At 69.4% G+C, this 23,980-nt stretch carries 22 protein-coding genes and 1 tRNA gene; 7 read left to right on the forward strand and 16 right to left on the reverse strand.

Features of this window, described 5'->3' with window-relative positions:
- Nucleotides 1–84: 84 nt before the first annotated feature.
- On the forward strand, nt 85–942 hold the full coding sequence (locus G9C83_RS06245) for a 3-hydroxybutyryl-CoA dehydrogenase (protein WP_167245234.1): 858 nt from the start codon (nt 85–87) through the stop codon (nt 940–942).
- A gap of 365 nt (nt 943–1,307) precedes the next feature.
- On the opposite strand, the gene dnaJ is transcribed toward G9C83_RS06245, so the two are convergent.
- The 4 genes from dnaJ to G9C83_RS06265 all read right to left on the reverse strand — a co-directional run bounded on the left by dnaJ (nt 1,308) and on the right by G9C83_RS06265 (nt 7,865).
- Nucleotides 1,308–2,459, reverse strand: coding sequence for a molecular chaperone DnaJ (gene dnaJ, locus G9C83_RS06250; RefSeq protein ID WP_167245235.1), 1,152 nt, complete (start codon nt 2,457–2,459; stop codon nt 1,308–1,310).
- Between the two features lie 95 nt (nt 2,460–2,554).
- The gene (locus G9C83_RS06255; protein WP_167245236.1) at nt 2,555–4,942 is read right to left on the reverse strand and encodes a DUF2298 domain-containing protein; all 2,388 of its coding nucleotides are present in this window, start codon (nt 4,940–4,942) and stop codon (nt 2,555–2,557) included.
- A 241-nt stretch (nt 4,943–5,183) separates the two neighbouring features.
- Entirely contained in the window at nt 5,184–7,073 is a 1,890-nt protein-coding gene (gene dnaK / locus G9C83_RS06260; protein ID WP_167245237.1) for a molecular chaperone DnaK, read from the reverse strand.
- A 174-nt stretch (nt 7,074–7,247) separates the two neighbouring features.
- Nucleotides 7,248–7,865 (reverse strand): nucleotide exchange factor GrpE, encoded by a 618-nt coding sequence (locus G9C83_RS06265; protein ID WP_167245238.1) that lies wholly within the window; start codon nt 7,863–7,865, stop codon nt 7,248–7,250.
- Between the two features lie 62 nt (nt 7,866–7,927).
- Here G9C83_RS06265 and G9C83_RS06270 point away from each other — a divergent pair, with 62 nt between their 5' ends.
- Complete coding sequence (locus G9C83_RS06270; protein WP_347877788.1) at nt 7,928–9,367, forward strand: DEAD/DEAH box helicase family protein; 1,440 nt, start codon at nt 7,928–7,930, stop codon at nt 9,365–9,367.
- Here G9C83_RS06270 and G9C83_RS06275 read toward each other — a convergent pair.
- Nucleotides 9,364–9,711 carry a hypothetical protein gene (locus G9C83_RS06275; protein ID WP_167245240.1) on the reverse strand — a complete coding sequence of 116 codons (348 nt, stop codon included), beginning with the start codon at nt 9,709–9,711 and terminating at the stop codon, nt 9,364–9,366. The two genes, G9C83_RS06270 and G9C83_RS06275, sit on opposite strands and share 4 nt — an antisense overlap.
- 70 nt (nt 9,712–9,781) lie before the next feature.
- Here G9C83_RS06275 and G9C83_RS06280 point away from each other — a divergent pair, with 70 nt between their 5' ends.
- Nucleotides 9,782–11,290 (forward strand): DUF790 family protein, encoded by a 1,509-nt coding sequence (locus tag G9C83_RS06280; protein WP_167245241.1) that lies wholly within the window; start codon nt 9,782–9,784, stop codon nt 11,288–11,290.
- A 1-nt stretch (nt 11,291) separates the two neighbouring features.
- Here G9C83_RS06280 and G9C83_RS06285 read toward each other — a convergent pair whose 3' ends face one another.
- Nucleotides 11,292–11,795 (reverse strand): hypothetical protein, encoded by a 504-nt coding sequence (locus G9C83_RS06285; protein ID WP_167245242.1) that lies wholly within the window; start codon nt 11,793–11,795, stop codon nt 11,292–11,294.
- Nucleotides 11,792–12,703, reverse strand: a complete 912-nt coding sequence (locus tag G9C83_RS06290; RefSeq protein ID WP_167245243.1) for an RsmB/NOP family class I SAM-dependent RNA methyltransferase — start codon at nt 12,701–12,703, stop codon at nt 11,792–11,794. Before G9C83_RS06290 ends, G9C83_RS06285 begins: the two co-directional genes overlap by 4 nt.
- A 96-nt stretch (nt 12,704–12,799) precedes the next feature.
- On the opposite strand from G9C83_RS06290, the gene G9C83_RS06295 reads away from it, so the two are divergent.
- On the forward strand, nt 12,800–13,546 hold the full coding sequence (locus G9C83_RS06295; RefSeq protein ID WP_167245244.1) for a proteasome assembly chaperone family protein: 747 nt from the start codon (nt 12,800–12,802) through the stop codon (nt 13,544–13,546).
- 224 nt (nt 13,547–13,770) lie between these two features.
- Here the strand turns inward: G9C83_RS06295 and G9C83_RS06300 are convergent, their stop codons facing one another.
- The 8 genes from G9C83_RS06300 to G9C83_RS06335 form a co-directional block, all read right to left on the reverse strand.
- Nucleotides 13,771–14,205, reverse strand: a complete 435-nt coding sequence (locus tag G9C83_RS06300) for a hypothetical protein (RefSeq protein ID WP_167245245.1) — start codon at nt 14,203–14,205, stop codon at nt 13,771–13,773.
- Nucleotides 14,206–14,503: 298 nt separating this feature from the next.
- Complete coding sequence (locus G9C83_RS06305) at nt 14,504–14,824, reverse strand: HalOD1 output domain-containing protein (RefSeq protein WP_167245246.1); 321 nt, start codon at nt 14,822–14,824, stop codon at nt 14,504–14,506.
- 287 nt (nt 14,825–15,111) lie between these two features.
- Nucleotides 15,112–15,183, reverse strand: a tRNA-Gly gene (locus G9C83_RS06310).
- 93 nt (nt 15,184–15,276) lie between these two features.
- Nucleotides 15,277–15,903, reverse strand: a complete 627-nt coding sequence (locus tag G9C83_RS06315) for a class I SAM-dependent methyltransferase (protein ID WP_167245247.1) — start codon at nt 15,901–15,903, stop codon at nt 15,277–15,279.
- Nucleotides 15,904–15,907: 4 nt separating this feature from the next.
- Nucleotides 15,908–18,019, reverse strand: coding sequence for a type II secretion system F family protein (locus G9C83_RS06320; RefSeq protein ID WP_167245248.1), 2,112 nt, complete (start codon nt 18,017–18,019; stop codon nt 15,908–15,910).
- Between the two features lies 1 nt (nt 18,020).
- Nucleotides 18,021–19,670, reverse strand: coding sequence for a type II/IV secretion system ATPase subunit (locus tag G9C83_RS06325; RefSeq protein ID WP_167245249.1), 1,650 nt, complete (start codon nt 19,668–19,670; stop codon nt 18,021–18,023).
- A 52-nt stretch (nt 19,671–19,722) separates the two neighbouring features.
- Entirely contained in the window at nt 19,723–20,649 is a 927-nt protein-coding gene (ddh, locus tag G9C83_RS06330; RefSeq protein WP_167245250.1) for a D-2-hydroxyacid dehydrogenase, read from the reverse strand.
- A 49-nt stretch (nt 20,650–20,698) separates the two neighbouring features.
- Nucleotides 20,699–20,926, reverse strand: a complete 228-nt coding sequence (locus G9C83_RS06335) for a hypothetical protein (protein WP_167245251.1) — start codon at nt 20,924–20,926, stop codon at nt 20,699–20,701.
- Nucleotides 20,927–21,008: 82 nt separating this feature from the next.
- Between G9C83_RS06335 and G9C83_RS06340 the strand changes: the two genes are divergently transcribed.
- A complete protein-coding gene (locus G9C83_RS06340; protein ID WP_167245252.1) occupies nt 21,009–21,242 on the forward strand; it encodes a hypothetical protein in 234 nt (77 codons plus the stop codon).
- 1 nt (nt 21,243) lies between these two features.
- Here G9C83_RS06340 and G9C83_RS06345 read toward each other — a convergent pair whose 3' ends face one another.
- Nucleotides 21,244–22,458: a GTP-binding protein gene (locus tag G9C83_RS06345; protein WP_167245253.1), complete on the reverse strand. Its 1,215-nt coding sequence runs from the start codon at nt 22,456–22,458 to the stop codon at nt 21,244–21,246.
- Between the two features lie 105 nt (nt 22,459–22,563).
- Here G9C83_RS06345 and G9C83_RS06350 point away from each other — a divergent pair, with 105 nt between their 5' ends.
- The gene (locus G9C83_RS06350) at nt 22,564–22,860 is read left to right on the forward strand and encodes a hypothetical protein (protein ID WP_167245254.1); all 297 of its coding nucleotides are present in this window, start codon (nt 22,564–22,566) and stop codon (nt 22,858–22,860) included.
- Nucleotides 22,861–22,930: 70 nt separating this feature from the next.
- Nucleotides 22,931–23,905, forward strand: coding sequence for a TRC40/GET3/ArsA family transport-energizing ATPase (locus tag G9C83_RS06355; protein WP_167245255.1), 975 nt, complete (start codon nt 22,931–22,933; stop codon nt 23,903–23,905).
- Nucleotides 23,906–23,980: the final 75 nt, after the last annotated feature.

A 23,980-nucleotide genomic window follows, 5' to 3' on the forward strand; every position in this document is an offset into this window, starting at 1 on the left:
AGTTGCTGGAGGGAAGCCCCCGGAGGTGCTTGAGTGTTTCCACGTTCCGGCATTCTTAGGTGAACGCCCGCCGCAGTCGGAACTATGGACCTCCGAGACATCGACACCGTGGGCGTCGTCGGCGCCGGCACGATGGGCGCCGGCATCGCGCAGGTCGCCGCGACCGCGGGCTACGACGTGGTGATGCGGGACATCGAGACGGAGCTCGTCGAGGACGGCTTCGACCGCATCGAGGACTCCCTCGACCGCTTCGTCGAGAAGGACGAAATCGGGACGGACGAGCGCGAGGCCATCCTCGACCGCATCGCCGGGACGACCGAACTCGCGGACCTCGCGGACGCGGACCTCGTCGTGGAGGCCGCCGTCGAGAACATGGACGTCAAGCAGGACATCTTCGCGGATCTCGACGACGAACTCGCCGAGGGTGTCCCGCTCGCGACGAACACGTCGACGCTCTCGATCACGACTATCGCGTCCGCGACCGAGCGCGAGGACCGCGTCGTCGGCCTCCACTTCATGAACCCCGTACCCGTGATGAAGGGCGTCGAGGTCGTCGTCGGCGAGAAGACCAGCGAGGCGGCCGTCGAGCTCGCGCACGACTTCGCCGAAGACCTCGGCAAGGAGACGTGGGAGTCCGACGACAAGCCCGGGTTCGTGACGAACCGCGTGCTGATGCCGTGGATCAACGAGGGCATCCGCGCGTTCGACGAGGGCGTCGCGACGAAGGAGGACCTCGACAAGGGGATGCGACTCGGCACGAACGTCCCGATGGGGCCGCTCGAACTCGCCGACCACATCGGCCTCGACGTCTGTCTGGACGCCAGCCGGACGCTGCACGAGGAGCTCGGTGACCGCTACAAGCCCGCGTACCTCCTCAAGCGCAAGGTCGACGCCGGCGACCTCGGCAAGAAGACCGGGAAGGGCTTCTACGAGTACGAGTAGGGCTGACAGGCGGCACCACGAACCGACCGGGACTGCCGCGCTCCTGCCTCCCCCGGCCGCCCATTCGTCAGGTCATGCGCCGGGTTGGTCCCGGCTTCCTACTTGAACCTACGCAGATAGAGGCGTGTCCGCAGTCGAGAAACCGAGAGCAAGCATCCGCGAGCCGAGCGGCTCGAAGTTCTCGTGAGCGAAGCGAACGAGAGCCCGCGAGACCGAAGGTCTCGCTAAGAGCCCGAGGCGAGCGGTTCACCGAGCGCGAACGCAGTGAGCGCTCGGGCCGACGAGCGACCGTAGGGAGCGAGGAGTGCTTTTGGTGTCGGTTTTGCCGAGGGCGCGCGGAGCGCGCCCGCAGCGCAAAAGCGCCCCTAGAAGGAGTTCTTCAGTTTCTCGAAGAAGCCCTGGTCGACGTCGATTTCTTCGCCGCCGGCTTCCGCGAACTGCTCGAGGGCTTCGCGCTGTTCGTCGTTGAGCGATTCGGGCGTGACCACCTGGACGGTGACGTAGAGGTCGCCGTGGCCGCGGCCGCGGAGGTGGGGCATCCCCTTGCCCTGGAGGCGGAAGGTCTCGCCGCTCTGGGTGCCGGCGTCGAGGTCGAAGGTGGCGCCGCCGTCGAGTGTGGGGACTTCGATTTCGGCACCGAAGACGGCCTGCGGGAAGGAGACGGCGTGGCGGTGGTGGAGGTCGTCGCCGTCGCGCTCGAAGTCCGGGTGGTCCTCGACTTCGACTTCGACGAGGAGGTCGCCGTTGCGGGCGCCGCGGTCGCCGGGCGCGCCCTCGCCGTCCATGCGGAGCGTCTGTCCGGTGCGGATGCCGGCGGGGACGTCGACGGTGAGCGTGGCGCGCTCGCGGACCTGTCCCTGGCCGCTGCACGTCGAGCACGTCTCCGAGTAGAGTTCGCCGTCGCCGCCGCAGCGAGAACACTCCTGGGTCTGCTGGACGCGGCCGAGCGGCGTCTGGCGGACCTGCGTGACCTGCCCCTGGCCGTCGCACTGCGGGCACGTGCGTACGTCTGCGTCGTCGGGGTAGCCCGCGCCGTCGCAGTCCGGGCACTCCTCGGGCCGGCGGACCGTGACCTGCTTCTGGACGCCCTCGTAGGCCTCTTCGAGGGAGATGGAGAGCCGGGTGCGGAGGTCGCGGCCCTGCTGGGGGCCCTGTCCGCCGCGGCCGCCGCCACCGAAGAACTGGTCGAAGATGTCGCCCATACCGCCCGCGCCGCCGCCGGCACCGCCGAACGGGCCGCCGCCCATCCCGCCGGCACCTGCGCCGCCACCACCACCGCCGCCGCGTTTCTCGGCTTCCGTGTAGCGCTCGTGGCCGAGCTGGTCGTAGCGCTGGCGCTTCTCCTCGTCGGTGAGGACGTCCTTGGCCTTCTGTATCTTCCGGAACTTCTCCTCGGCGTCCGGGTCGTCGTTGACGTCCGGGTGGTACTCCGAGACCTTCTCGCGGTACGCCCGCTTGATTTCGTCCTCGGAGGCGTCCCGGGAGACGCCGAGTGCGTCGTAGAAGTCCTCGCTCATTCGTTACGCGTACGTATCCCGTTGAGACACTTGAAACGCCCGCTTGCCGGCGTTGGGCGCGTCGACGCGGGAAAATCGGGGCCCGGTCAGGTAGGCTACTCGTCGGATTCGCCGGCGAGGTCGTCGTGGTCGACCTCGTAGACGGTGACGGCGTCGTTGGCGTACGCGCGTTCGATTCCGGGGTCGTCGGCGAGCGCGGCGACGTCGTACTCTTCGCGCTCCAGCGGCCCGACCCAGACGTACTGGACGTCGTACTTGTCGAGCAGCACCGCCCGCGAGCGGGCGTCCGTCGTCTCGTAGAGGACCCCTACGTCGCTGACGCGCTGGTAGTACGGCTCGTCGCCCCGGTAGCCGGTCTCGTGGAACCAGCCCGCGACCGTCGGCAGGCCGGTGAGCGTGGAGACGGGGTTCTGCCAGCCGCGGCTCTGCCCGGGCTTCTCGACGAACGGCGGCGTCCCCGTCTCGCGCTCCATCCAGAGCACGGACTGCGTGGTGCTCACCTCGTCCTCGAACCACTCCATCGCCGCGACCTGCTGCGGGTGCGCGCTCCGGTGTTCGGCGTACCCGTCCAGCGAGGGCTCCACGCCCGCCTGGTACGGTTCGACGACGTCCGAGGCGACGACGAGCGGCGCGAACAGCGCGGACGACACCAGCACGAGCGCGAGCACGACGGAGACGACGGCGGTCCCAGTTGCGGCGCCGCTCGACCGAATCTCGGAGGGTGAGGGAGCGGCAGCCCGAACGTCGCCGAGGAGGATGGCGGCGATAGGCCCGGCGGCGAGCCCGCAGAACACCCACCCCTGGATGGCGACCTTCAGCGTGGTGTTCCAGCGCGCGAGCTCGAACGGGTGGACCCTGGCGTGGACGAGCTCCATCGCGAGCACGAGGCCCACGCCAGCGACGATCAGCATCGCTTCGAAGCCCGCGGACTCCCGGAAGCGCATCGCGAGCCACGCGCCCGCGACGACCGGCAGCAGGACGACGATGGCGCCGAGGTCCCCGACGAGCGCGCCGACTGCGACGACGACTGCGACCGCGGCGAGCGCCTCCAGCGCGTCGGCGCCCTCACTGTCCTCTAGGGCGGTGAGCCGCGTGAACAGGTACGTCGCGAACAGCGCGAGCAAGGCACCGTAGATGAGCAGTACGCCCGCAGCGGTCGTGCGCGGCGGGAACAGCCCGATGCCCTCGTTCGGCGGCACGCTCGCGAGCAGGAACGGCGACGCGAGCGCGTACCCGACGGCGCCGACGCCCGCCGCGACCACGGCTGCGAGCACGGTCCGCCACGCTTCCGCGAGCACTAGCGATACGCGCGAGCGCTCCGGGTCGGGCGCGACGGCGCGGAGCCGGTCCGCGACACGTCCCGGGAGTAGCGTCGCGGGGTGCGGGCCGGCGTAGACGGCCGCGAGCCACGCCATCCCGACCGCGCTCGGCAGCGACCACGTGTTCGTCACGCCGAAGTAGCCCGCGACCGCGCCGAGGCCGCCGAACAGCAGGCCGGCGCGGCGCTTGCGTGCGGTCGCCGGTGCCTGCACGTACGCGTACGCCAGCGCCGCCGCCAGCACGAGGAACCCCGTCGTCACCGTGTGGCCGTGCATGTCCGCCTTCACGAACGAGTACAGCGGGAACTCCTGGAGCGTCCCCTCGACGACGTAGCGAGTGTCCCACCACCCCCACGAGGACAGCGACGACTGCTCGAACAGAATCTGGGGGTAGTCCGCGCGGTTCACGTTGAACGCCGTCCGGCCCCACTTCACGGCGAGGTCGCGGGGCAGCTGCCCGAGCGCGAACCGAACGATAGTGACGGCGTTCCCGGCGAACGCCACGAAGAACACGCCGAGCGCGCCGCCGAGGCGCCGCGAGTAGCCGCGGTCGCGCGTGATCCAGCCGCACAGCGAGTACGCGCCCACGACGAGCGTCCCGAAGTAGCCCGCGAGCGCGACGTTGTGGACGTACTCCACGCTCGTGTCCGTGAGGAACGCCGCGACCGCGTTGAACACCGGGAGCCCGTAGTAGTAGCGCACCGGCTTCCCCGCGTACCACATGTCCTCGGGCGGAAGCGTCTCCGCGCGCAGCACCGCGTTCAACAGTCCGGTGTGGAGGAACTTCTCGCCGCCCCAGCCGCTCATCACGGGGTTCATCGAGCGCAGCGCGAGCACGAACCCGAAGCCCGCGGCGAACACCGCGAACGCGCCCGCGACCCGATTCCAGTCGTAGTCCGCGAGCCCGCGCCGCCGCGCGAGCACGTGCCCCGCGGCGCCGAGCGCGAGCAGGACCGCGACGCTCGCGAGCGCAGTCCACGGTCCGAAGCTGAACTGCCCGACGTAGAACGCGACCATCGTGACGACGAGCGTGGCGACGGGAATCGCGAACCCGGCGCCGTCGTCGGGCGCGGACGGGAACAGCAGCCGCGCGATGGGCAGCGCGGCCACCAGGAACGCGCCGTACAGCACTAGCCAGCGGAGGACCACGGCGGCGTCCGACATACCAAAGTGGGGCACGACGCCGCGCATAAACCTTCTGTCCTCCCGACAGCGCGCGCTACGGGAGCGAGCGAATGGTAGGAGAAGCGGTCCGCGAGGGGGCCGAGAACAGCGTTCGGTTACGCGTTAGTGTTACTCGTCCGCGTCGTCGTCTCCACTTCGAGAACCTCGCTGCGCTCGGTCTCGAAACACCGGGAGACTCGCTCCGCTTGTCTCCCGTGCCGAAGAAGACAGCGAGTCGCGTTTACTCCTCGCTGTCTTCCTCGACGTCTTCGAAGTCGGCGTCGACGAACTCCTCGTCGTCGGCGTCGCCGCCCGCACCGGGGCCGGCGCCGCCCATGCCGCCCATGCCGGCGCCAGCAGCGCCCGCACCGCCTGCGGCGCCCGCCTGGGCCTCCTGCTGGTAGGCCTGCTTGCCGATCTCCTGCAGGGTCTTGCTGAGGGACTCGGTGGCTTCTTCGAGCTCGTCGGGGTCGACGTCGTCCTCGTCGAGGAGCTCCTGGACGTTCTCGATCTCCTCGTTCACGTCCGCTTCGAGGTCGTCGTCGACGAGCTCCTCGTTCTCCTCGAGGAGGTTGTTCGCGCGCTGAATCGCGGTCTCGGCGTCGTTGCGCGCCTCGATGCGCTCGCGGCGCTGCTCGTCCTCCTCGGCGTGCTGTTCGGCCTCCTCCTGCATCTGCTCGATCTCGTCGTCGCTGAGGCCGACGCCGCCCTCGATGGTGATGGACTCGGCGTTCCCGGAGCCCTTGTCCTCGGCTTCGACGTTCACGATGCCGTCGGCGTCGATCTCGAACGTGACCTCGATTTCGGGGGTGCCCGCGGGCGCCGGCGGGATGCCCGTGAGGTGGAAGTCACCGAGCAGTTCGTTCTCCTCGGCGATCTCGCGCTCGCCCTGGAAGACGCGGATCTGGACGCTCGTCTGGTTGTCCGCGGCGGTCGTGAACACCTTCGACGCGGTCGTCGGGATGGCGGTGTTCTTCTCGATGAGACGCTCGAACAGTCCGCCCTTCACCTCGATACCGAGGCTGAGGGGCGTGACGTCGACGAGCACGATGTCGTCGACTTCGCCGGAGAGCACGCCGCCCTGGACGGCCGCGCCGAGCGCGACGGCCTCGTCGGGGTTGACGTTCTTCTTCGGCTCCTGACCGACGAGCTCCTCGACTTGCTCCTGGACCTGGGGCATCCGCGTGGAGCCGCCGACTAGGATGACTTCGTCGATGTCGCCCTTGTCGAGGTCGGCGTCTTCGAGGGCCTGCTCTGTCGGGCCGACGGTGCGCTCGATGAGGTCCTCGGTGAGGCTCTCGAACTTCGCGCGCGTGATGTCCTGTTCGAGGTGGACGGGGCCGGAGTCGGTCGCGGTGACGAACGGGAGGTTGACGGTCGTCTCCTTCCGGGAGGAGAGTTCGATTTTCGCCTCCTCGGCGGCGTCTTTGAGCCGCTGGAGGGCCTGCTCGTCGTCGCGCAGGTCGATGCCGTGGTCGTTCTCGAACTCGTCGGCGAGGTAGTCGATGATGGCTTCGTCCCAGTCGTCGCCGCCGAGGTCGTTGTCGCCGTTGGTCGCGACGACCTCGTAGACGCCGCCGCCGAGGTCGAGAATGGAGACGTCGAAGGTGCCGCCGCCGAGGTCGTAGACGAGGACGGTCTGGTCTTGGTCCTCGTCGAGGCCGTACGCCATCGACGCCGCGGTCGGCTCGTTGACGATGCGCTCGACCTCGAAGCCCGCGATCTCGCCGGCGTCCTTGGTCGCCTGGCGCTGCTTGTCGTTGAAGTACGCGGGCACGGTGATGACGGCCTTCTCGACGTCCTGCCCGAGGTACTCCTCGGCGTCGTGCTTGATCTTCTGGAGGATCATCGCCGAGATCTGCTCGGGCGTGTACTCCTCGCCGTCGAGTTCGACCGTGTAGTCCTCGCCCATGTGGCGCTTGATGGACGCGACGGTCTGCTCGGAGTTCTGGACGGCCTGGTTCTTCGCGGGTTTGCCGATGAGCCGCTCGCCCTCGTCGAACGCGACCACCGACGGCGTGGTGCGGTCGCCCTCGCTGTTGACGATGATTTCGGGGTCCCCGCCCTCCATCACCGCGAACGCGCTGTTCGTGGTGCCGAGGTCGATGCCCAGAATCTTCTCACTTGCCATGTTACCCGTTTCTAAGCCGCGTTTTCCCTTTAAGCCTTGCTAGTGAGACGGAGTACCACGAACGAGCGGGTCGACGCAGTCTTGCGGTTTTCCGAACGGTCGGAAAAACGGGCCGGCGGATTTATGACGAACCGGTCGTCAATCGGTCGCCACGCCGCCGAAATATCGTCCGCGTTACTCGTCGCGCTCTTCGCCCGCGCCGTCGCTCGACCCCTCGCTCACGGTGACCTGCGCGGGCCGGAGCACTTTCCCGCCCATCTCGTAGCCCGAGCGGTAGACGTCCGCGACGGTGCCCTCGGGCTGGTCGCTGTCCACGCGCATCATCACCTCGTGGCGCTGCGCGTCGACGTCCTCGCCCGCGGACGGCGAGATCTCGGAGACGCCCTCCGCGTCGAGCACGCGGTCGAACTCCTTGCGCGTGAGCTTCACGCCCTCGCGGAGGCTGTCCACGTCCCCGGACTCCTCGTCGAGCGCGCGACCGAGGTTGTCCCGCACGTCCAGCAGGCGCTCCACGAGGTCCTCCGTCGCGCGCTCCCGGATGTCCTCCTGTCGCTGCTTCGCGCGCTGTTTGTAGTTCTGGAAGTCCGCCTGCTTGGCCTGCAAGCGCTCGGTGAGGTCGTCGACCTCTGCCTCCGCGTCGGCGAGGTCGCGTTCGAGTTCCTCGACGCGTTCTTCGAGGCCGGCGACCTCGTCGCCGAGTTCCTCGTCGTGCTCGCGGACGCGCTCGGCCAGCGACTCCCCGCTGGCGTCCTCCGCGTCGGCGTCGGCAGCCTGCTCGGCGTCGTTGCTCATGTGCGTCAGAAACGGATACTCGCGTTTACGGATTTCGGGACGGCCCGGGGTCCGACGGCTACATAGGAGTCGGTGCGCTACCCCAGCGCGTGACAGTCCGGTTGCGGTTCGAGGACGGTACGCTCCGCGTCGAGCACGACGGCGGCGGTCCGCCCACCGGCGGCGTCGCCAGCCTGCCCGGCGTCGAGTACGACGACCGCACGGAGACGGGGCGAGCGCCAGCGATGGCGTACGCGGACCTCGTCGCCTACCTCGATTCGCGCGGGATTCCCTACGAGGACGACGCGCTCCACGCCGACAGCCTCGACGTCGAATCCGCGTACGAGCTCCGGGACTACCAGCAGGACGCCCTCGACGCGTGGACCGAGAACGACCGTCGAGGTGTGCTCGAACTCCCGACCGGCTCCGGGAAGACGGTCATCGGCCTGAAGGCCATCGAGGCGGTCGGCCGGTCGGCGCTCGTCGTCGTCCCCACAATCGACCTGCTGACGCAGTGGAGGCGCGAGCTCTCTCGAGAGTTCGACTGCGAAATCGGCCAACTGGGCGGCGGCGAGCAGGTCGTCGCCCCCATCACGGTCGCGACGTACGACTCCGCGTACCTGCGCGCGGACGACCTCGGAGACCGCTTCGGGCTCGTGATCTTCGACGAGGTCCACCACCTCGGCGGCGAGGAGTTCCAGAACATCGCGCGCCTGCTCGCCGCCCCCGCCCGGCTCGGGCTCACCGCGACGTTCGAGCGCCCCGACAACGCCCACGAGACCGTCGCGGACCTCGTCGGGGACGTCGTCTACCGGCTCTCCGCCGACGACCTCGCGGGCGAGCACCTCGCCGAGTACGACGTCAAGCGCCTCGAAGTCCCGCTCACCGACGCGGAGCGCGAGCGCTACGAGGACGCCCAGGGGACGTTCACGGAGTACCTCAAGCAGTCGAACGTCCAGCTGCGCTCGGGCAGCGACTACCAGGAGCTCGTGAAGCGCTCCGGGTCGGACCCGCGGGCCCGCGAGGCCCTGCTCGCGAAACAGCGCGCGCGCCGCATCGTCCGCGAGAGCGACGCGAAAGTCCAGCGACTCGAAGCGCTGCTGGACCGCCACCGCGACGACCGCGTCATCGTGTTCGCGGCCTCGACCGACCTCGTCTACCGGCTCTCCGAGCGCTTCCTGCTCCCCGCGATCACCCACGAGACGGGTACGAGCGAGCGCCGGGACGTCCTCGAGAAGTTCCGGGACGGCGACTACTCGCGGGTCGTCACCGCGAACGTCCTCGACGAGGGCGTGGACGTGCCGGACGCGAACGTCGCGGTGGTGTTCGCGGGCAGCGGCAGCGAGCGCGAGTTCACACAGCGGCTCGGCCGCGTGCTGCGCCCGAAATCTGACGGGGTCTCCGAGTCCGTGGACTCGGAGGCACGAGAGGCGACGCAGTCGTCTCTCGGTGGGCGCGCGCTGCTGTACGAGCTCGTGAGCGCGGACACCGCCGAGGAGCGCGTCGCGGACCGCCGCCGCTAGTCCTCCACGAGGTCGGTGTCCCAGTTGATGCTCGACCCGCTACCGTACTCGACGTCGAACGCGACGCGCACGACGGTCGTCTCGTTCGCAGCGAGCGTGACGTCCTGTTCTCGCGCGTAGGACTCGTCGTCGACCTCGACGGTGACGTACAGCGTGCCCGACGCCTCGCGCCCGGAGGGGTTGCTGACGGTGACCGCGATGGCGACGTTGCCGCCGTCGCTCTCCTCGTAGCCCGAGTCGGCGACCGTCAGCCCGGCCTCGCCGTCGCCGGTGCGCAGGCAGCCCGCGAGGGGGAGGGCGACGCCCGCGGCGGCAGTCCGTCGGAGCAGCGTCCGCCGGTTCATACGCGTCGGTCCCGGCGTACCGGCAAGAATCTTCTGTATCCTTTTGTGCGCGCGCCGCCAACCCGGGAGCGTGCTGACGAAGGACCTCCTGCGGGTGTCCCGGGCGGGCGGCGGCTACCAGCCGCAGTTCGCTGGGGAGGGCGACGAGGCGCTCGCGGCGCGCGTGCTCGGGACGTTCCAGGGGCACGTCGGCCAGGAGCGCGCCGAACTCCGGGAGTCCCTGACGGAGTTGGAGCGGGAGGCCGAGGACTTCAAGCTCGTCCGGGGATTCGCGCACCTCGTCGAGCGCGACGCCGCCTTCGAGGTCGAGTCCGCCGTCGACCCGCGGTCGGCACGCCGCGCCGCGTTCGCGGCGGCCGAGGACGTCGGCGTCGTCCACGCGGACGAGCGCGAATCAGCGCTCGCGGCGGCCGCAGCGGGCTTCCCCGGGGACGTGACGCCCGACGAGCTCGCGGACTCGCTGTACGCCGACCGCGAGACCCGCGAAGTCCTGACGGAGGTCTCGGCCCGCTGGACGCCCGAATCGCTGGTCGCCCAGTACAACCTCTCGCTGGCGCAGACCGCGCTGTTCGACGCGACCGAGATGCGCGTGCGCTCCTCGGACCCGCGGCGGCTGGTCTCCGCGGTGAAGCGCCTCGGCCTGCTGTACGAGGTAATTCCAGTGCAGGGCGGCGACGGCCGCGAGGTCGTGCTCACGGGCCCGGACGCGCTGTTCCAGCGCTCGCGGCGGTACGGCACGCGGTTCGCGCGCGTGCTTCGGACGGTCGCGAAGGGCGACGACTGGGAAGTCGAGGCCACCATCGACGACCGCGGCCGCGAGCGCCTGCTCGAACTCTCCGCGGGCGACCTCGACGTGCCCGACGCCGACCCCGTGACCGACGTGGCGTACGACAGCGGCGTCGAGCGCGAGTTCGCCGCGCGCTTCCAGTCCCTCGATTTGGACTGGGAGCTCGTCCGCGAGCCCGACGTGCTCGCGGCGGGCGACCGCCTGATGGTGCCGGACTTCGCGTTCGACTACGCGTTCGGCGGCGAGCGCGTCTACTTCGAAATCATGGGCTTCTGGACGCCCGAGTACGTCGAGAAGAAGCTCTCCCAGCTGGACGCCACCGACGAGACCCTGCTGGTCGCCGTGGACGCCAGCCTCGGCGTCGGCGAGGACGTCGCCGCGCGCGACCACCGGGTCGTCGAGTACACGGGCTCCGTGCGCGTGAAGGACGTCGTGGACGCGCTCCGCGACCTCGAATCCGACCTCGTCGCCGAATCCGCGGCCGACCTCCCCGACGAACTCGCGCCCGAGGACGACGTGCTCACGCTCGCGGCCCTCGCGGCGTCCCGCGGCGTCAGCGAGGACGCAATCGAGGACATCGACTTCCCCGAGCACGAACTCGTGGGCCGCACGCTCGTCCGTCCCCACGTCTTGGACGCCGTGGCCGCGGAACTGGAGGCGGGGATGTCGCGGGACGACGCCGAGGCAGTCGCCGAGAACTACGGCGTGGACGACGCGAGCGCGCTGTTCTCCCGGCTCGGCTACCGCGTGGAGTGGGAGGGGTTGAGCGGCGGCACGCTGCGCGAGAAGTGACTCAGAGGTCCCGGCGGTGGCCCTTCGGCACCATCGACTTGAGGTCGCCGTACGTGTAGAGACCGACGCCGATGGGCTCGACGCCGCCCGCGAGCTCGTGGGCGACGACGAGGTACCCCCAGTCGCCGTCCCACTCGACTTCCTGTTCCTCGCCGGCGACGAAGCGCTTCGCGCGCTCGTCGTCGAGCACGATGACGTTCTGTTCGGCCTCGCGGCCGAACCGCTGGACGGCGTCAGTCGTTGGCTTCCAGTGCTCCTGGCGCGTACGTAGGAGCTTGAGGCCAAGCGCCTCCACGGGGACGGGGCCGTCGAGGTCGTACGGGAGCGCCCACACCTTCCCCTTGCCCTTCTCCCAGAGCGTGTAGCCGTCGAAGGTGTCCTCGGGGACGTCGAAGCGGTCGACCCACCAGTCCACGACGGCCTCCCGGGACGGCCGGCCCGCGACCTCGCGGTCGTCGTCGGTCGCGGGCAGGCGGTCGAACTGGTGGCTGACGTTCTCGCTCATGCGGTCACCTCCAGTTTCGCGGTGAAGAACCCGCCCGTGTCGTTGTGGTGGGGGTAGTACCGTCGCGCCTCCGCCAGCGAGTCGTCGTAGGACTCGCCGTCCCACTCCGTGAGCCCCTCCACGGAGTCGAGCCCGGTGTCGAACTCGACGAGCCGGCAGGCGCCCTCGTCGAGGACGGTGTCGACGACGCCCTCGTTCTCCTCGGGCGCGAACGTGCACGTCGAGTAGACGACGGTGCCGCCCTCGCGAGTGAGTTCGACGGCCCGCGAGAGGATGTCCGACTGGAGCGCCGCGAGGTTCCGGCTGGCGGACGCGCCCGCTCCTTCGAGGGCGTCCGGGTTCTTCCGAATCGTGCCCTCGCAGGTGCAGGGCGCGTCGACGAGCGCGTGGTCGAAGGCGTCCACGTTCGGGAACGCGTCCAGGGTCGTCCGGCGCGCGTCGCCGTTCGTGACGGCAGCGCTCGTGACGCCGAGGCGGTCGCAGTTCCCGCGGAGCGCAGACAAGCGCCCGAGGTTGTCGTCGTTCGCGACGACCAGCCCCTCGTCGTCGATTTCGGCGGCGAGCTGGGTGGTCTTCCCGCCGGGCGCCGCGCAGGCGTCCCACACCACGTCCCCGGACTCGGGCGACAGCACCGCTGGCGGCACCGACGAGACCTCTTCCTGGCCGTGTATCCAGCCGTGGACGTACGGCCACGTGTTCCCGGGCTTGTCCGTGTCGACTTCCAGCACCCCGGGGTGCCAGTCCCGGCGCTCCACGCCGACGCCCGCCTCCCCCAAGGCCTCGACGGCGCGGTCCGGCGTCGCCTTGATGGGGTTGACGCGGACCGTCGTCGGCAGCGGGCGCTCGCAGGCGTCGAGGAACGCCGCGAAGTCGTCGATGATCGGCTCGTATCGCGAGAGCGCGTCCATTGCCCTCTCGTAGACCGGACGGGCGCTTGTGGGTTACGCTCGGGGGCGAGGCGGCCAGCCCCCGCGTTTATGCCGCTTCCGGGCGTCGTTCTCGGCATGGCACGCGTCCGACTCAAGACGGAGTTCGACCTCGACTCCCCCGCGCTCGTGGAGGGGCTTCCGGGCGTCGGCCTCGTCGGCAAGATCGCGACCGACCACCTCGTCGACGCCTTCGGGATGGAGTACGTCGCGAGCATCGACTGCAGCAACGTCCCCCGGGTCGCCGTCTACGACGAGGGCGAGCGCGACGTCCTCCCGCCCGTACGGCTGTACGCCGACGAGGAGCGCGACCTGCTCGCGCTCCAGTCCGACGTCCCACTGACCCGCGACGGGGGCGGCGAGTTCGCGGACTGCATCACGGAGTGGATCGCTGACAACGACGTCACGCCGCTGTACCTCAGCGGCCTCCCCGTCCAGGACCTCGACCCCGCGACCGTCCCGGAGGTGTTCGGCATCGCCAGCGGGACCGCCGGCGAGTGGCTCGACGAGGAGGACATCGGCACACCCCCGGAGCGCGGCCTCGTCGGCGGACCGACCGGCGCGCTCGTCAACCGCGCCGCCGAGGAGGGTCTCGACGCCGTCAGCCTCGTCGTGGAGTCCGACCCCCAGTTCCCCGACCCCGCCGCCGCCAAGCGCCTCCTCGACGGAGCCATCGGCCCGATGACCGGCGTCGACATCCCCACGGACGACCTCGTCGAGCGCGCCGAGGAGATCCGCGAGCAGAAAGAGCGCCTCGCCAAGCGCATGCAGGAGGCCGAAGAGGAGGAGTCCACGCAGGCGAAGCCGATGCGGATGTTCCAGTAGCTAGCGGGCACCGTCGCCACCCGCTGCCCCCTTCTCTATCCCGACACGTAGCGGCACCCTCAAGATGCGAGGACTCCTCCCTTCCGGGAAGCAGCCGATGGACTCAGCCGACCCTCTGGTAGTGCTCTGTGTCGACGACGACCCGGAGCTATCGACGCGTACGGCGACCGGCGCCACCGACGCCGTCGCGCGCATCGACGACGGCGGCGTCGACGGCGTCGTCTTCAGGCGTCGACGTGGCCGGTGTGCGCTTCCCCCTGGCCGTCCGTGGCGCCGCCCGCTGTCCCGAGCACCGCCTGCACTCGCTCGTCGCTCGTCGCTCGCACGAGGATCTCGTCGCCCGTCTCGAAGTCGAGGACGCCGATGTCCGCGAGCTTCGGGACGTGCGAGTGGTACAGCGACGTCCGGCACTGCTCGCGCTCCGCGTCGGTCACGCGCTCCGGGCACTTGTCCTGCTCCCACGCGACGACGCCCGTCGCGAGTTCGGCCAGGGTCTGCTCGCCATCCTCGGCGAGCGCGTGGAGGACGTACCGCCGCCGGGAGTGCTGCAGCGCGCGGAATACGTCGCTGAGTACTAGCCCGGACTGGGTCGACCCGTCAGCGCCGGAGTTGGCGGGCATGTCCGGGATTCCGTCGACCGAGGCGTCGTTTTCGACCATACAGTTCCCCAGGGTGGGTGTACGGAAAGCGTCGCTGTCTAACTGTGTAGGCACTCTTGGGACTGGCTCTGCGAGAAGTGTGAAATCAGGGGGATAGAGGGTTACGGGCGGTTTCTGCGTTGTCGACCGGAGTACGCGAAGAAGCCGCGGCACGCGCGGACCGTCAGCGACCTCGAGAAGTCCACGGGGAGATAACGCGCAGTGGGAGCGGCGCACGGGCTTCTCAACTGGTCGATTTCCCACGACTCCCGAAAATGTGGCTCTCAGCGAAGATTTCTCCGAGGAAGCTACGCGGCGTTCACCGTTCTTCGGGTGGCTTGTCTGGGGGTGGTCGAATGCAGATGACGCCGTCGCCGTGGACTGTCACCTCGTAGCCGGCGTACGTCACCGAGTCGTACAGCTCGCCGAGTGCTGCATCAGTTATCGTCACGTCGGCTAGCGCTTCGAATTCGTGGGGGCCGATGTCGTGGTACACAGGGGGCAACTCTACCGGGCGCGTTTTCGAGATCGTCGCAACGGCGGAGACGACGTCGATGGGGACGGAATCGGGGTGGCTCGCGATTCTCGCCCAATAGGTGTCCGTTTCGGCGTCGTAGTGGAGCGTCTCTCGTCCGTCCATCTCACTCCACTCGGTATCTGCTACATCGGGTGGCAGCGGGAGCGCGTGTGGTTCCGGCGGTATCGGTGTCTGTCCTCTATTCCCCATGCTTGATTGTGATGGACCACACTCGAATGAACCCCTGACATTTTGACCGTCTATCGGTTTAGGATAACCTGAGTAAGTCGGAGCGTCTCTGCGGCGGTATTCAAAAGGAACTGTAGAGCTGCTGGAGAGTGAGAAATGCACCGACCGGGAGTGAGCAGTCCGGCGGACTGCGAACATCGGTCGGAAACGACCGCGGGGAGTGCACCGACCGGGATTTGAACCCGGGCCATGAGCTTGGAAGGCTCAGGTCCTAGCCACTAGACCATCGGTGCGCTGCGCTTCGCTTGCGCACCGTGACTCGCGAATCCGTCGGATTCGCTCACCACCGGTGCTCACTCTCACTTCCGCCCGGTCGCTTAAGGGCGTTACTCTTCGCTGTGGACGACCGCGTAACAGTTCCCGCTGGAGACGAACGACTCGGCGACGGCGAGCGCGCTCTCCCGGAGGTCCGCGCGGAACTCCCCGGGGTCGTAGACGTGGTAGAACCGCGGGACGGTCTCGCCGCCGGGGAGCGTCCAGTCGACGGCGGTGTCGAATCCCTCTTCCTCCGAAAACCGGTCGTGTTCGGTGCTCCACGCGCTGACGAGCGCGGCGCCGGACGTCGAGAGCACGCGCGCGAGTTCGTCAAGGCTGGCGACGCGCGCGCCGCGACTGCGGAGGTGGTGGAGGGTGGCGACGTACACCGCGAGGTCCGCGACGCCGTCGCGAAGCGGGAGGCGTTCCGCGTCGCCGGCGACGAGGTCGGCGTCGAATTCGCGGTCGGCGGCGCGCTCCCGGGCGGTGGCGAGGAGCCCGCGGCTGGCGTCCACGCCGACGGCGCGGTCCGCGCGCGCCGCGAGTAGTTCCGTGTGGCGGCCGTTCCCGCAGCCGACGTCCACGGCGACGCCGCCGCTTCGACCGTCGAGGAACTCCTCGACTTCCGGCCAGGGGTACTCGCGGGTCTTCGCGAAGTGCTCGGCGATGCGGTCGTACGTGTGGTGGACGTCCGTCACGGAATCACCCGAGCAGGAGGAACGTGCCGTACGCGAGCGCGAGCATCACGGTGGCGTGCTTCGCGCCGGCTTTCACGCTCCCCTGTCCCATCTGTCCCGCCACGAGCCCCGAGCAGACCGCCTGCACGAGCCCGGTGTGGAAGAACACGAGGCTGTAGGCGTCCTTCGTCGCCTGCGTGAGCTGGGCGGTCCGGGAGAACGCGCCCGAGCCGCCGCCACCCGGGAGCTGGTCGGTGGAGCCGGCGGCGTCCACCACCGGGATGTTCGGGATGAAGATGACGTCGAGGGCGACGATGATGGCGAGGAACACGAAGAACGCGATGTAGATGACGACGAGGTACGTCAGTAGCTCGCTGCGCCGGTCGCGTTCGAGGCGCCGCGTCGCCTTCGCCTCGTTGGCGGCGATGCGCAGCACGGGCCCGAGGTCGCCGCTGGCGTGCATCGCGTTCGTCGTCAGCGTCACCACCCGCGAGATGGCGGGGGTGTCCGTGCGTTCGCGGAACCGGCCGAGGGCGTGCTCGATGCGGGCGCCCCACTGGACGTCCGCCCACGTGCGTTCGAGTTCCGTGGAGAGCGCGCCGAGGTCGCTGCCGACGACGCGACCGAAGCTCTCGACGACCGACATGCCGGCCTCGTTCGTGGACGCGAACCGGTCGAGGAAGTCCGGGACGCCCGCCTCGATGGCCTTCACGCGACGGCGGTGGAACTCGTACGCGACGGTGAACGTCCCGAGCACGAACAGCGCCGCGTGGACGACCGGGTCGTCGTACGCCGTGAGGTCCGTGACGCCGGCCGTCGCGAGCGGCCACCACCGCGCGAGCAGGTAGAGCGCGGCCAGCGGCGTCGTCGCGTACAGGAGCACCGCCGGGGACTCCCGGATCACTGACAGCGGGTTCCGGAGGCGGTAGAGAATCGGTCGTAGACGCTCGTATACGTCGATGCGCTCGCGGTTGAGCGCGGTCGACGCGCTCGCCGTCTGGCCGCCGTCCGTGCGGGCGTCCGCAGCGCGCGGGATGGACTGGAAGCGCACGTTGGCCTCCGAGTCTGGCTCCTCGGGGCTGGACGTGCCGCCGGTCGCGGTGTCCGTGATGCTGTCGAGGTAGACGACGAACCCCGCGGTCGCCATCGGGAGCAGCAGGTACGCGGTGAACTGCAGGAAGCCGAGTGTGTCCGAGAGCGTCAGCCCGACGACGACAAGGATGGTGATGAGGAACAGCGGGCCGGCGACCAGCAGCGTGACGTACGCTTCCGCGAGCGTCGCGAGCAGTTCGAGGAACTGCTCCTGCTGGGCTTCCGCCTCCTCGGCGTAGTAGTCGTACTGGCGCTTGAGGAACCCGGGGAGGTCGCGGCCGCTCCGGAGGACGCTCGTGAGGTTCTCCGCGAACTCCGAGAGCTCCTCGCTGGGCGTGCGCTCGCCGAGGCGTTCGAGCGCGCGCAGGATGTCCGCGCCGTAGAGGTCGACGTCCTTCACCGCGACCGCCATCTCCTCGGCGCTCTCCCCGTACACTTCGCGGTTGCGCGCGAGAATCCGCAGCACCTCGGGGAGCGCCATCCCGCTGCGCGAGAGCGCGTACATGAACGCGACCGTGCGCTCCATCGACGCGTCGATGCGGCGCGCGCGCTCGCCGGCCCGGTAGCTCGGCATCGACCACCGGAACTGGTAGGTGCCGTACGCCGCGAGCACGCCCAGCGTCGCTCCGGAGACGACGAACAGCCCGAACAGCGCGCCCGGGGTGAACCCCGCGGGGCCGTCCACGAACAGCGCGCGCACGGCCGCCGGGAACTGCGACTGGAGGTCCTCGCCGGCGTTCCCGAGCCCGACGAGCACGCCCGCGACGAGGTAGACGCCGAGGATGCTGCCCGCGAGCGCCGCGACGGTCGCGTAGCAGAGCGTCCGCGCGGCGTACACGCGGTACGTCTGCGGGACGTGTGCGCCCCGGAGCGCGTCCACCTGCGTCGGGTTGACCTTCCGGCGGCGGCTCGCGAACCCGCCGAACGCCGCCAGCGACACCCGGGAGACGAGCCTGTCTATCGGCCGGAAGAGTGGCGCCGCGGCGAGCGCGAACAGGACGCCGAGCACGGCGGCCAGCGGCGCGAAGGCGAGCGGCGAGACCATCTTACTCGCCGACACCCGGCGCGTTCACCGCGACGTCCTCGTCGAGCTCCGCGCGGATGCGGTCGACGACCCGCTCTGGGTCGGCGTAGTACTCGTTGACGACGGCCGTGAACTGCCGGTAGTCGGTGACGTCCTTCTCCGTGAGGTACTGGAGGACGCGCTTGCGGTTCCGCAGCTCGCGCAGCAGCTCGCCCCGCGACCAGCCGCGCTCGTCGCGGATCTCGTCGAGCACCGCGGAGTCGCGCTGCTCGAAGTCGTCGTTCGCGGGGTTCCACTCGAACGCCGTCGAGTAGTCGAGGTCGCCCGTGCGCTGGTCGATGCCCTCGATCTCCGCGATGACGCGGTTCCGGCGGACGCGTTCCTCGCCGACGTGCGTGAGCGTCTGCACGCAGAGGATGTCGAGGCTCTGAATCATCGCTCGCGGGACGTTGATAGGGTCGTTCTCCAGGCGGTTGATGACAGTCTGGACGCTGTCGGCGTGCATCGTCGAGTACGTCGTGTGCCCGGTGTTCATCGCCTGGAACAGCGTCATCGCCTCGTCGCCGCGCACCTCGCCGACGATGATGTACTCGGGGCGGTGGCGGAGCGCCGACCGCAGCAGGTCGTACATCGTGATGTCCTCGCCCTCGCCGATGGACTCCCGGGTCACCGAGGAGAGCCAGTTCTCGTGGAACAGCGTCAGCTCGCGGGTGTCCTCGATGGTGAGCACCTTCGAGCGCGGCGGCACGAACATCGAGATGGCGTTCATCGACGTCGTCTTCCCGGACGCGGTGCCGCCCGCGAACAGCAGGCTCTTGTTGGACTCGATGGCGAGCCAGAGGTACGCCATCTGGTCGAGGTCGAACGTGTTGTAGTCGACGAGCGTCGCGGGCGTGAACGGGTCCTCGCTGTACTTCCGGATCGTGAACGCCGACCCGCGCGGGGTGACCTCCTCGCCGAGCGCGAGCTCCGCGCGGGAGCCGTCAGGCAGTGTGGTCTCCGTGACGGGGTCGCCGATGGAGATGTGTCGGCCCGACTGCTGGGCGAGCCGCACCACGAACCCGTCGAGCTCCTCCTGCTCGTAGGTGACGTTCGTCTCGACGTCCGTGTACTGGTCGTGGTAGACGAACAGCGGCACCTCGTAGCCGTCGCAGGAGATGTCCTCGATGTGGGGGTCCCGCATCAGCGGGTCGAGCTTCTCGAACCCCTCGAACGCGCGGTGGAGGTAGTAGAACAGCCGGTAGAACGCGTTCGGGTCGACCTCGACGCCGTACTCCTCGAGCAGCCGCTTCATCTGGCGCTTGAGCACGTCCTCTGGGTCCTCGGGCTCGTACTCGGCGTCGTAGATGAGCGCGTCCCGGATGTCGTCGTACAGCGTCTCCAGGAGGTCGCGCTCGAAGTCGTCGAGGGCGGGCTCGACGACGTGGTAGCGGTACTCGTCGTTGACGTCGTCGTGGCCGACGAACACGAACGCGTACGGCGCGTGCACCCAGTAGCGGTCGACCTCCTCGTAGCCGTCCAGGCCGTCGAACTCGACGAGCGGGCCGTGGGCGGCGGGGTCGTACTCGACGAGGTCGACCGCGGACCCGCGGACCACGTCGACGACGCGCTCGGCGCGCTGCCGCACGTCCTCGAACCGGCGTTCGACGTCCGCGAGGAAGTCGGTGGGCATCGATTACTACCTCCACCTTCGCCCGCGTCAACTTAAAGCCTGTCTGCCGGCCCTACACCACGCCGTTCGCGAGGCGTGCGCCGTCCGCGATGCGCCGGACGTTCTCCCGGACGAGCGCCGCCATCCGTTTCGGGTAGTCGCGGGTCGCGGCGGCCGCGTGCGGCGTCACCACCACCTCGTCCATCTCCCAGAGCGGCGAGTCCTCGGGCAGCGGCTCCGCCTCGAAGACGTCGAGCGCAGCGCCCGCCAGTCCGTCGGATTGGAGCGCAGCCACGAGCGCGTCCTGGTCGACGACCGGGCCGCGCGCGACGTTCACGAGCACCGCGTCGTCGCGCATCGCGTCGAGCTCCGCTTCGCCGATCAAGCCCTCCGTCTCGTCGGTCAGTGGCACCGCGAGCGCGACGAAGCGCGCGTCCGCGACGGCCTCGTGGAGGTCGCCACTCGGGTAGACGGTGTCGACGTGGTCGACGGGGACCGGCGTGCGTTTGACGCCCGTGACGTCCATGCCGAGCGCGTCCGCCCGCGTTGCGATGCCCTGGCCGAGCGTGCCGAGGCCGACGACGCAGACGGAGGAGCCGTCGAGGGTGAACGGCGCGTCCCACGCCGGCCACTCCCAGTGCTTCTCGGCCTGCTGGCTGCGATACTCGTGGAGCCGGCGGGCGAACGACAGCATGTAGCCGGCGACCGTCTCGCCGACGCTGTCGCCGTGCGTGCCCGTGCTGTTCGTCAGCCGGATTCCCGCGGCCTCCAGGTCGTCGAACGGGAACCTGTCGACGCCGGACTGCACGGAGTGAATCCACTCCAGGCCGTTGTCGAGGAACGCGTCCTCGTACTTGAACGTCACGAGCGCGTCGACGCCGTCGAGCTCCTCGGTGGAAACCACGACCACGTCGGCGTCGACGTCTTCGAGTTCGTCGCACAGCACCGCCGGCGGGAACAGCGTCTCGACGGACGTGTGAACCCCGATGCGCGTCACCATGCGCGAGGGGTTCCCGTGCCTGCTTCTACAGTGTGTCGGTGCCGGCGGCTCACCGCGTCGCGACGTACGAGACGGTGAAGACGAGCACGGCCGCCGTCGCCACGTTCACGAGCGTGAACTCCGCCGCGCCGATGAACTCCAGGCCGCCGACGATGACGAGCGCGAACGTCGTCGACAGCACCGCGTTGATCCCCTGTACGACCCACGGGTTCCCGGAGGAGTGCTCGGCCGCCTCGCTGAACCCCTCGCCGTCGCCCGCGTCGCTGTCCTCGCTCATACCTCGAATCGCGGGAACGGGGGAACTTAGCTCTTGGCCGCGCCGACCGTGGAGCTAAGTTCGTCGAGTGCCAAGCCCGATCATGGGCATCATTGACACGGTATCGTCGGCGCTCTCGACCGACGCCGAGAACGACGACGTCGACGTCGACGCGTCCCGTGGCGCGTACTGGTGCGACGACTGCGGCGTCCGCGTCCGCGACGTCAACGTCGACGAGGAGGGCTTCGACCGCGACGCCGAGGGCGCGCCGCTGTGCCCGGACTGCGGCGACGCGATGCGCTTCGAGCGCGCGTACGAGGACGGCTGCGCCTGCTGACTCACTCGGCCGCCGCGGGCTCGGGTTCCCGTAGGACCGCCGCTGCTTCGTTCTCCGTGCCGAACGGTCCGTCCGGCAGTGCTTCGACGTCTGCCCACTCCTCCTCGGTGACGAGCGCGTCGTCCAGCCGCTCGCGGAGCGCGTCCTCGTCGAAGCCCGTGCCGATGACGACGTACTCCGTGCGGCGGTCGCCGTGCTCGTCGTCCCACTCCAGGTTCGGCCGGTTCGACCGGTAGAGGTCCTGTTCGACCTCCGGGAGCGACGCAATCCAGGGGCCGCGTGCGGTCACGCGAACTGACTCCCCGGCCTGCCCGACGGTCTGCCGGAACTCGCTGCCCGCGACCCACAGCGTCCCCTTCGAGCGCACGACGCCCTCGGGGAGCGTCCGCAGCACGTCCGCGATTCGCTCGGGGTGGAACGGCCGCCGCTGCCGGTACGTGAACGACGACACGCCGTACACCTCGTCCGGGTGGCGGTGGCCGTGGTGGTCGTCCTCGCCGTGGTCCTCGTCGAGCGCGCGCTTCCAGCCGGGGAGGTCGCCGACCTCGCGCTCGTCGAAGCGCTCGACGTCCAGCAGCCACGACGGGTCGACCTCGGAGAACGACGTCCGGACGGTGTCCGCGTCCGGCTGGAGCGCGCGCACCAGCGCCTCGGCCTCGTCGAGCTCGTCGTCCGTACAGAGGTCGGCCTTGTTCAGCACGACGGCGTTCGACACCTCGATCTGTTCGACGAGCAGGTCCGACAGCGGCCGGTCGTCCTCCTCGGCGGCGGTGCGTTCGGGCGTCCCCTCGCCGCCGAACGTGTCCACGAGCAGCCGGCTGTCCACGACCGTCACGAGCCCGTTCACGCGGTACTTCGCGGCCACTCGGGACTCCGTGGTGAACAGCCGCGCGACCGGTGCGGGCTCCGAGATGCCCGAGGACTCCACGACGAGGTGGTCGAACTCGCGGTCGTTCGCGAGCCGCACCACCGCGGTCTCGAGGTCGTCCTGGAGCTCGCAGCAGATGCAGCCGTTCGACAGCTCCGTGACGCCGCCCGCGACGTCGAGTTCCGAGCCCTCCGCGACGAGCTCCGCGTCGACGTTCACGTCGCCCATGTCGTTGACGAGGACGGCGACGTCGCGGCCCGCCGAGTTCGACAGCAGGTGGTTCAGCAGCGTCGTCTTCCCGGCACCGAGACTCCCCGAGAGCACCGTCACCGGAATTCCGTCGGCCATGCGTGTGAGTTCGTAGCAGGCGCCTTCAACCCCGCGTTTCCCGGAGTCGCTCGCCGCGGCGGGACCGCGAGGGCTTTTACCGCGTGAGTACCTACCACTCGGACGATGAACGTCGCCGACCGGATCGCGGCCTACCGGGAGGCCGTCGAGGAGTGGCTCCGAGGCCTCTACCACGGCATGATCAGCCACCCGGCCTACGAGAAGATCGAGAAGGAGGCCGAGGACGCCGAGGACGCGTTCCTGCTCGCGTGCTTCCCGGACGCGTTCGGCATCCCGTCGCCCGTCTCGTACTACACCGCCGAACTGCTGCCGTACATCGAAGACGAGTTCGAAGCGTGGGAGCGCCGCCTCTGGGACCGACAGACGCTGCTCGAACGCAAGGGCCAACAGTACCACTTCTGATGACCGCGACTACTACGCCTCGACCGTTTGCACAGCCAGTGATTGCCCACCCGACCGTGGGTGGTTCGCAGTGAAACCGTTCGTGTTCTTCGGCGGGAAGGGCGGCGTCGGGAAGACGACCGTCTCGTGCGCGTACGCACGCAAGTGCGCCGACGCAGGCGTCGAGACGCTCGTCGTCTCCACGGACCCCGCCCACTCCGTCTCGGACGTCTTCGACCAGCGCTTCGACGACACTCCCCAACCAGTGGAGGGCGTCGACGGACTCTCCGCGCTCGAAATCGACCCCGAGGAGGAGGTTACCGCGCACCTCGACGACATCCGCAACCGCCTCTCCGACCAGGTGTCGGCGGCGATGGTCAACGAGATCAACAAGCAACTGGAGATGGCCCACCAGACGCCCGGCGCCTACGAGTCCGCGCTGTTCGACCGCTTCGTCGAGGTGATGCGCGAGAGCGACCCCTACGACCGCGTCGTCTTCGACACCGCGCCCACGGGGTCGACGCTGCGGCTGCTCGGCCTCCCGGAGTTCCTCGAATCCTGGGTGGACCGCCTGATGCACAAGCGCCGGCAGAGCATCGACCTCTTCGAGAAGGCCGCCGTCGGGAACAACGAGCCGCGACGCGTGATGGACGGCGACCCGGTGCTCGCGCGCCTCCAGGAGCGCAAGGAGTTCTTCGAGTACGCGGGCGGCGCGCTCCGCGAGGACGCCGCGTTCTTCCTCGTGTTGAACCCCGACCAGCTCTCGGTCAACGAGACCGAGCGCGCCATCGGCGACATGGACGACGAGGGACTGGAAGTCCGCGGGCTCGTCGCGAACAAGCTCACGCCGTCCCCGGACGACGACGAGAACGGCCGCGGCGCGCGCTACCTCCGGGACCGCGTTGAGACGGAGAACGAGCGACTCGCGACCGTCCGGGAGACCCTGGACCCGCCGCTGGTCGCGGAGATCGAGTCCCGGACGCGCGAAGTGAAAGGCGACCTGCTCGCGGACGTCGCGGCGGAACTCGACGTCGAGGTCGCCGTCGAGGAACCCGCGTTCGTCTGACCGGTCGGTCTCACGTCCTCCAGCGATTATTTCGCCTCTCGAGCCACTCATTAAGAGCCGAACGCTTAAGTGCCC

Source organism: Halobacterium sp. R2-5 (assembly GCF_011734195.1).
In the GTDB taxonomy this organism is placed as follows: Archaea; Halobacteriota; Halobacteria; order Halobacteriales; family Halobacteriaceae; genus Halobacterium.

Coding starts and splice junctions, on each gene's coding strand:
- G9C83_RS06245 (WP_167245234.1), top strand. CDS start 85: ATGGACCTCCGAGACATCGACACCGTGGGCGTCGTCGGCGCCGGCACG.
- dnaJ (WP_167245235.1), bottom strand. CDS start 2,459: ATGAGCGAGGACTTCTACGACGCACTCGGCGTCTCCCGGGACGCCTCC.
- G9C83_RS06255 (WP_167245236.1), bottom strand. CDS start 4,942: ATGTCGGACGCCGCCGTGGTCCTCCGCTGGCTAGTGCTGTACGGCGCG.
- dnaK (WP_167245237.1), bottom strand. CDS start 7,073: ATGGCAAGTGAGAAGATTCTGGGCATCGACCTCGGCACCACGAACAGC.
- G9C83_RS06265 (WP_167245238.1), bottom strand. CDS start 7,865: ATGAGCAACGACGCCGAGCAGGCTGCCGACGCCGACGCGGAGGACGCC.
- G9C83_RS06275 (WP_167245240.1), bottom strand. CDS start 9,711: ATGAACCGGCGGACGCTGCTCCGACGGACTGCCGCCGCGGGCGTCGCC.
- G9C83_RS06285 (WP_167245242.1), bottom strand. CDS start 11,795: ATGAGCGAGAACGTCAGCCACCAGTTCGACCGCCTGCCCGCGACCGAC.
- G9C83_RS06290 (WP_167245243.1), bottom strand. CDS start 12,703: ATGGACGCGCTCTCGCGATACGAGCCGATCATCGACGACTTCGCGGCG.
- G9C83_RS06295 (WP_167245244.1), top strand. CDS start 12,800: ATGGCACGCGTCCGACTCAAGACGGAGTTCGACCTCGACTCCCCCGCG.
- G9C83_RS06300 (WP_167245245.1), bottom strand. CDS start 14,205: ATGGTCGAAAACGACGCCTCGGTCGACGGAATCCCGGACATGCCCGCC.
- G9C83_RS06305 (WP_167245246.1), bottom strand. CDS start 14,824: ATGGACGGACGAGAGACGCTCCACTACGACGCCGAAACGGACACCTAT.
- G9C83_RS06320 (WP_167245248.1), bottom strand. CDS start 18,019: ATGGTCTCGCCGCTCGCCTTCGCGCCGCTGGCCGCCGTGCTCGGCGTC.
- G9C83_RS06325 (WP_167245249.1), bottom strand. CDS start 19,670: ATGCCCACCGACTTCCTCGCGGACGTCGAACGCCGGTTCGAGGACGTG.
- ddh (WP_167245250.1), bottom strand. CDS start 20,649: ATGGTGACGCGCATCGGGGTTCACACGTCCGTCGAGACGCTGTTCCCG.
- G9C83_RS06335 (WP_167245251.1), bottom strand. CDS start 20,926: ATGAGCGAGGACAGCGACGCGGGCGACGGCGAGGGGTTCAGCGAGGCG.
- G9C83_RS06340 (WP_167245252.1), top strand. CDS start 21,009: ATGGGCATCATTGACACGGTATCGTCGGCGCTCTCGACCGACGCCGAG.
- G9C83_RS06345 (WP_167245253.1), bottom strand. CDS start 22,458: ATGGCCGACGGAATTCCGGTGACGGTGCTCTCGGGGAGTCTCGGTGCC.
- G9C83_RS06350 (WP_167245254.1), top strand. CDS start 22,564: ATGAACGTCGCCGACCGGATCGCGGCCTACCGGGAGGCCGTCGAGGAG.